The organism is Mycolicibacterium arseniciresistens (assembly GCF_030519285.1).
In the GTDB taxonomy this organism is placed as follows: Bacteria; Actinomycetota; Actinomycetes; order Mycobacteriales; family Mycobacteriaceae; genus Mycobacterium; species Mycobacterium arseniciresistens.
Genome location: NZ_JAUMSQ010000350.1, coordinates 1 through 5,946, shown reverse-complemented (window position 1 = coordinate 5,946; position 5,946 = coordinate 1). Strand labels below are relative to the sequence as shown.

9 protein-coding genes are annotated in these 5,946 nt (G+C 68.6%); 5 read left to right on the top strand and 4 right to left on the bottom strand.

What is annotated here, in order from left to right; translation table 11 throughout:
* Positions 1–1,297 (bottom strand): DUF222 domain-containing protein (locus Q2100_RS28085; protein WP_302916679.1); only part of this gene is annotated, 1,297 nt, incomplete at its 3' end.
* Positions 1,298–1,448: 151 nt separating this feature from the next.
* Here Q2100_RS28085 and Q2100_RS28080 point away from each other — a divergent pair.
* Genes Q2100_RS28080 through Q2100_RS28070 form a run of 3 tightly spaced genes read left to right on the top strand, consistent with a single transcriptional unit; the run spans position 1,449 to position 3,096 of the window.
* Positions 1,449–1,880 carry a hypothetical protein gene (locus Q2100_RS28080; protein ID WP_302916678.1) on the top strand — a complete coding sequence of 144 codons (432 nt, stop codon included), beginning with the start codon at positions 1,449–1,451 and terminating at the stop codon, positions 1,878–1,880.
* A gap of 39 nt (positions 1,881–1,919) precedes the next feature.
* On the top strand, positions 1,920–2,294 hold the full coding sequence (locus Q2100_RS28075) for a limonene-1,2-epoxide hydrolase family protein (RefSeq protein ID WP_302916677.1): 375 nt from the start codon (positions 1,920–1,922) through the stop codon (positions 2,292–2,294).
* A 10-nt stretch (positions 2,295–2,304) separates the two neighbouring features.
* On the top strand, positions 2,305–3,096 hold the full coding sequence (locus Q2100_RS28070; protein ID WP_302916676.1) for an adenylate/guanylate cyclase domain-containing protein: 792 nt from the start codon (positions 2,305–2,307) through the stop codon (positions 3,094–3,096).
* Here the strand turns inward: Q2100_RS28070 and Q2100_RS28065 are convergent.
* Positions 3,093–3,251: a hypothetical protein gene (locus tag Q2100_RS28065; RefSeq protein ID WP_302916675.1), complete on the bottom strand. Its 159-nt coding sequence runs from the start codon at positions 3,249–3,251 to the stop codon at positions 3,093–3,095. The genes Q2100_RS28070 and Q2100_RS28065 overlap by 4 nt on opposite strands.
* Before the next feature lie 42 nt (positions 3,252–3,293).
* Between Q2100_RS28065 and Q2100_RS28060 the strand changes: the two genes are divergently transcribed.
* The gene (locus tag Q2100_RS28060; protein ID WP_264011337.1) at positions 3,294–3,977 is read left to right on the top strand and encodes a guanylate cyclase; all 684 of its coding nucleotides are present in this window, start codon (positions 3,294–3,296) and stop codon (positions 3,975–3,977) included.
* Positions 3,978–4,076: 99 nt separating this feature from the next.
* Here Q2100_RS28060 and Q2100_RS28055 read toward each other — a convergent pair whose 3' ends face one another.
* Positions 4,077–4,250: a CsbD family protein gene (locus Q2100_RS28055; protein WP_264011331.1), complete on the bottom strand. Its 174-nt coding sequence runs from the start codon at positions 4,248–4,250 to the stop codon at positions 4,077–4,079.
* Positions 4,251–4,498: 248 nt separating this feature from the next.
* Between Q2100_RS28055 and Q2100_RS28050 the strand changes: the two genes are divergently transcribed.
* Positions 4,499–5,176, top strand: a complete 678-nt coding sequence (locus Q2100_RS28050) for a cutinase family protein (RefSeq protein ID WP_264011338.1) — start codon at positions 4,499–4,501, stop codon at positions 5,174–5,176.
* A gap of 7 nt (positions 5,177–5,183) precedes the next feature.
* Here the strand turns inward: Q2100_RS28050 and Q2100_RS28045 are convergent, their stop codons facing one another.
* Complete coding sequence (locus Q2100_RS28045) at positions 5,184–5,903, bottom strand: LmeA family phospholipid-binding protein (protein ID WP_302916680.1); 720 nt, start codon at positions 5,901–5,903, stop codon at positions 5,184–5,186.
* Positions 5,904–5,946: the final 43 nt, after the last annotated feature.

Genomic DNA, 5,946 nt, shown 5'->3' with positions numbered 1-5,946 from the left:
TGCTGAACGCCGCCACGTCGCAGCCCGGGAACCGGCAGCCCATGTCGCGGCACCGCACGAACTCCGCCAGATTGCGCGACGGGGTGTAGCGCGGTTCGGGAGCGGCGTCACCGGGATGGATCAGCGGCCGGATCGTCGCGTGCTCGGCCAGGGGCGCGACCTGTTCGGGCGGCAGGATGCCGTCGTTGTGCACCAGGCTCGCCACCGAATCATCGGTGGTGTCGGCCGTGGTGTCGGACTCGGCGTCGCCCTTGGTGTCGGCCACGGTGTGGGCCGGGGTGTCGGACTCGGCGTCGGCCTTGGTGTCGGCCACGGTGTGGGCCGGGGTGTCGGACTCGGCGTCGTCCACGCCAACAGGCTCGACCGGGCCGTCGGCGTCGGTATCCGTTTCAGCGTCTATGTCGGCGGTCTCGGCCGAGACGTCCGCCTCTTCGGCGGAGGCTTCAGTGTCGGCGGCACCCCCACCATCGGTGTTGGGGCCGGTGATGGTGTGGATGACGAACGGGACGGCGACGGCGTCCTTCTTCGGGCAAGCAGCGTTGCCGCATTGGCATCCCAGGCGTTCAGCGCCGCTGCACACCGCGGCGATCGCATCGACACGACGCTGCCGCCTGGTGCGGGGGTCATCGGGGCATACGGTGTCGGCCATCGCGTCGACACTCCGCTGGAAGATCTGAGCATCGACGGTGCTCATGGTGCCGCCGAAGGTGCTCATCCCGTCGAGGCCGTCGTTGACCCAGAACTCGCGGAGCTCCCGGGCCCGCTTGCGTCGCCGCACCGCATCCCGATCCTGGCGGGCGATGATCCGGTCGACATGCCCGCACAGCTGACCGTGACTCAGTGTCATCAACCGCGCCGCCGCACCCGCCAACCGTGCGTCGACGCCAGCGAGGATGTCAGGGTCGGTGATCAAGCTGGTGCGATGCAGCAACACATCGACGATGGACAGGCTGAGATCGCCTGCCCGGAACACCGCTGCCACCAGCGGGAGCCGTTCCCGCAACCCGCGGGCCAGATTGACCTGGATGGCCGCTGACCCGTGCCCGATGTTCAGCGCGGCGGCGACTTCGGCGGCCACCGCGCACTCGGTGTCCACCGCCCATTGGTCACTGATCTCGTCACGCTGAGTAATCCGCAGCCCGTAGAGGTCACCGATGATCGTCAACCGAGTCGCGGCCTGCTGGTTCTCCCGACGCGCGGCCGCCACCAGATCGGCGATTAGCGCATCGGCCTCGACCAACCGCGGGCGCGGCGAGGTCAGCACCTCGTCGAAACTCGCCTGCGCCGGATCGAACATACATTCGATTATGGCAGAGGGGTACGACACGCAACAGCCGAAAAAGGCCGCTGTGGACAACCGACGCATCCGTGCCCGTGTCCGGATTCCAGCGCATCGTGTCCGTCCAGGCGGCGTTCGGTCGACCCGCCGTCGCTTAACGTCGACGCCGATGTCCGCCGTCTTCCTGAGCCTGCACGTGGTGCTGGCGATTCTCGCCATCGGCCCGATCGCCGTCGCGGCGAGCATCTTCCCGCGCTACGCGCGCGCCGCCGCAGGCTCGGACTCCGCGGCCGGGCCGGTGACGATCGCCCTCCACAGGATCTGCCGCACATACGCGATCGTCGGAGTGGCGGTGCCCCTCCTCGGCATCGGCACCGCGCTGTCGATGGGCGTGCTGACGCAGGCCTGGGTGCTGGTCTCGATCGCGCTCACCGCGATCGCCGCCGCCGTCCTCGTCGCGAGCATCCTGCCCGATCAGCGCGCGGTGCTGGACGGAGCGACGGTGCCGCGACTCGCCATGACCACCGGCATCTTCAACCTGCTGTGGGTGGCGGTGACCATCCTGATGATCGTGCGACCGGGATCGTCGACCGGAGTCTGAGGCTTGCTTTCCGGGCGGACGCTCGCGTTTAGTCGACGCATGACGCGATCCGCGGACGAACTCGTCACCGACTTCTGCGGCCGGTGGACCTCTCCCGACCCCCGTGAGTTGGCCGGCTTCTTCACCGAAGACGCTGTCTATCACAACATCCCGTTGCCCGCGGTGCAGGGCCGGGCGGCTATCGAGGAGTACATTCGCGACTTCCTCGGTAACTTCGAGCACCTCGAGTTCCGGGTACATCGGCAGGTGAGCATGGGCGACCTGGTGATGAACGAACGCACCGACGTCATGCGCCGACCCGGCGGCGCCGACATCGAACTACCCGTGATGGGGGTGTTCGAGATCGCAGACGGCAGAATCGCGGCATGGCGCGACTACTTCGACATGGCCACGATCACCAACGCGTTCAGCTAGCCGGACAGCAGTGAGCGGATTGCAGATCGCCGCCTACGCGCTCGGCGCCGTCGCGGCGGCAGAGGCCGTGGCCATCGCGGTGCTGTGGGTACTCCTGACGCGCAGTCGCCAGGAGGCCGAGGAGCTGCACCGTCGATACGACACCCGCAACATGCTCCTGAGCGGAGGCCGTGAAGCGGTCAAGACGATGTGGCAGACCGCCACCCTGGTCCGCGAGAAGGGCTTCGGCGGTGCCATCCGGACATCGATCGAGGACCTCGCCGACTGGTTCGAGGTGGAGCGACCCGACCTGGCCCGGCTAGCCCCCGACGGCAAGGTGGCGATCATGTTCTCCGACATCGAGGACTCCACCACGCTCAACAACCGGATCGGCGACCGAGCCTGGACACGGCTGATCAGCGGGCACGCCCGCCTGGTGCAACGGCACGTCAAGAACCACGGCGGCCACGTCGTCAAGAGTCAGGGCGACGGCTTCATGGTGGCGTTCGCCCAGCCGGATCAGGCGGTGCGCTGCGCCGTCGACCTGCAGCGCGCACTGAGCAAGCGGCCGAACGGCATTCGGGTGCGCATCGGTATCCACTCGGGCAAGTCGGTGCGTCGCGGTGAGGACCTGTTCGGCCGCAACGTGGCACTGGCCGCCCGGGTGGCCGCACAGGCAGAGGGCGGCGAGATCCTGGTCAGCGATTCGGTGCGCGATGCCTGTGAGGGCGCCGACTGCGACGGTGTCACGTTCGACGAGGGCCGCGACGCGGAGCTCAAAGGATTCAAGGGGTCCTACCGGCTCTACGCGGTCTCCGACTAGGCGCGGTCAGCCTCCTCCAGCCGCTTGTGCAAGCGGGCGCGGATGTCATCGGCGGTATACGCATTGCGCTTGCGCTGGTCCCGCGCCACCAGCGCACCCCCGGCCACCACGCCCGCCACACCGGCCAGCCCAACCCACTTCCAGATGCTCCGCATGATCGACAGTGTGCCTAAGCTGCGCTGGTGAGTGCGAACACGGTGTCGCTGACGCAGGCGCTGAACGAGACCCGCACGGGTGACATCTGGCTGTTCCGCGGCGCTTCCGGTCCGGACCGGGCGATCCAGACGATGACGAACGCGCCGGTCAACCATGTCGGCATGACGGTGGCCGTCGACGACATGCCGCCGCTGATCTGGCATGCCGAACTCGGCGACAAGCTCCTCGACCTGTGGACCGGCGACCATCACCGCGGCGTCCAGCTCAACGATGCCCGGGAGGCCGCCGAGCGGTGGATGCAGAACTACGGGCAGCGGTGCTGGCTGCGTCAGCTCAGCCCGTACGCGACGCGCGAGCAGGAGGACCTGGCACTCAAGGTGATCGCCCGCATGGACGGCACGCCGTTCCCGTCGACCGCCCGACTGACCGGCCGATGGTTCCGTGGTCGCGTTCCCACGGCGAGTGACTGGGTGCGGGGAATCCCGTTCGTGGACCGCAAAGTTCGCACCGCCGCGCAGCGCAGGAAGGCCGAGAAGGTGAACGCCGGCCTGCAGACCGCCTACTGCGCCGAGACGGTGGCCATCACGTACGAGCAGATGGGGTTGCTCACCACGGAGAAGCACTACAGCTGGTTCGACCCGGGTAAGTTCTGGAGCGGTGATGACCTGCCGCTCGCCGATGGCTACCGGTTGAGCGACGAGATACCGGTGACGCTGGGCGGTTGACCCGGGCTTGCGTCACCAACGCACGAAGCGCGCCCACAACGGACCAAAACCGTCATGGGCGCGCTTCCAGAACCCGGTCAACGACCGGGGGTGATGCGATTACTTCTTGAACGCGTCCTTGACCTTCTCGCCGGCGTCCTTGAGGCTCGCCTTCGACTGATCGCCGCGGCCCTCGTTCTCGGTCGTCCGGTCGCCCGTCGCGCGCCCCAGGGTTTCCTTGGCCTTGCCGCCGAGGTCTTCGATCTTGTTCTTCGCTTTATCGGTGCCGCTCACGGTGCCCACTCCTTCGTTGGCGATCCGGCCCGGAAGCCCGGGCCGATGCCTTGAGGTACCCCGCCCGGCCCTGCGTCGAAACCCGCCCACACGCCTCGCCGGCAGCAGCTAACATTCACGCCGGGTCCGGGATTCTGCGACGGGGTGGGGACTTTTCGGTGGCTTTTTTGACTTCACAGGCACGGGTGCGCCCGTGGGCATACGGCTTCCGGCGCGGCGCAACCGTGGTGGGCGCGGCTGTGACCTCGATGTTCGCGCTGCTGGCGGGGCCGGCACCGGCGTCCGCGCAGCCGCCGCCGTGTACCGACGTCGAGGTGGTGTTCGCTCGCGGCACCAACGAGCCGTTCGGTGTCGGCGCACCGGGACAGTCCTTCGTCGACGCGCTCCGGTGGCATCTCGGCATGCGGAGCCTGGCGGTGTATCCGGTGAACTACGCGGCCTCCGGCGACTTCGCCAGCCCGGATTTCCAGCGGACCGTCGTGGACGGCGCCCGGGACGCGGCCGTGCACATCCAGAACACCGCGGCGGCCTGCCCGGCCACCAGGATCGTGCTCGGCGGGTACTCCCAGGGCGCGGTCGTGGCGGATTTCGTCGCCTCCGGAACCGCGCCGCAGGGCCTCCCGCCCGAGGCGGTGCCCGCGCCGCTGCCCCCGGAGGTCGGTGAGCACATCGCCGCCGTGGTCTATTTCGGCAAGCCGACGGATCAGGTGCTGCGCAAGTACGGCGCCACCGCCGTCCCGCTCAGCGAGCCGCTGGCGGCGAAGTCACTGAACCTGTGTGTGCCGGGCGACCCGATCTGCAGTCCGGGCGCCGACGGGCATCTGCACGGCCTGTACGTCGCCAACGGCCTGACCCATCAGGGCGCTGCCTTCGCCGCGGGCCGGTTGACCCCACCGCCGCCACCCCTGCCGCCACCGCCGATGTAGACGGCGCTCAGAGCCGGGCGAAGCAGGGATCGGCGTCCTCCTTGGGGATCGACGCGTTCTGACTGGAGAAGGTGCCCACGACGCCGGTGTCGGTGACCTCGACGCTGTCGGCGTGGATGCCGAGCGGGTAGTTGTCGTTCAGCTTCTTGGTGAGGTCGTTCAGCGCCGACTGCACCGTGTCCTTCGGCAGCGGCCCGTTGACGTCGAGAACCTGCAGGTCGAGGTTGCCGTCGGCGACGACGGGTTTGGCCGTCACGCTGTAGTCGCCCGCGTCGAGGATGATCGTGCCCGCCGCGGGGTCCGTCCGCACGCCCGTGACCAGGCTGCCGACGCCGGGCAGGTTGTCCGCCACGGTGTCCTTGATACCGGCCGACTTCCACGTGAGCGTCGCGTTCAGCGACCCGATCGCGCCCTTGGAGTCGGCGGTCTCCTGCAGCCGGATGTCCTCGAGGGTGACGTCCGCGGTCATCCCGTCGGCGCTCTGCACGCGGTCACCGGCGGTGACGACGGAGATGTTCGTGTAGTGGCCGGTGATGTGCTGCCACAGGAACGGCGGGTTGACGCCGAAGGAGATGGTGGCGCCGTCATCGACCACGCATTCGGCGACCTCGACCAGGATGCTGTCGGCTCGGCTGCGGGCATACAATTCGGCGCCCGCGAGGCCACCGACGATCGCCGCGACGGCGATGACCGCGATCAAAATGACCGACTGCCGGTTGCCCAGCAGCGAGCCTCGCTTGCTCGGCTTGGGCGCCTTCGACTCCGGCGGC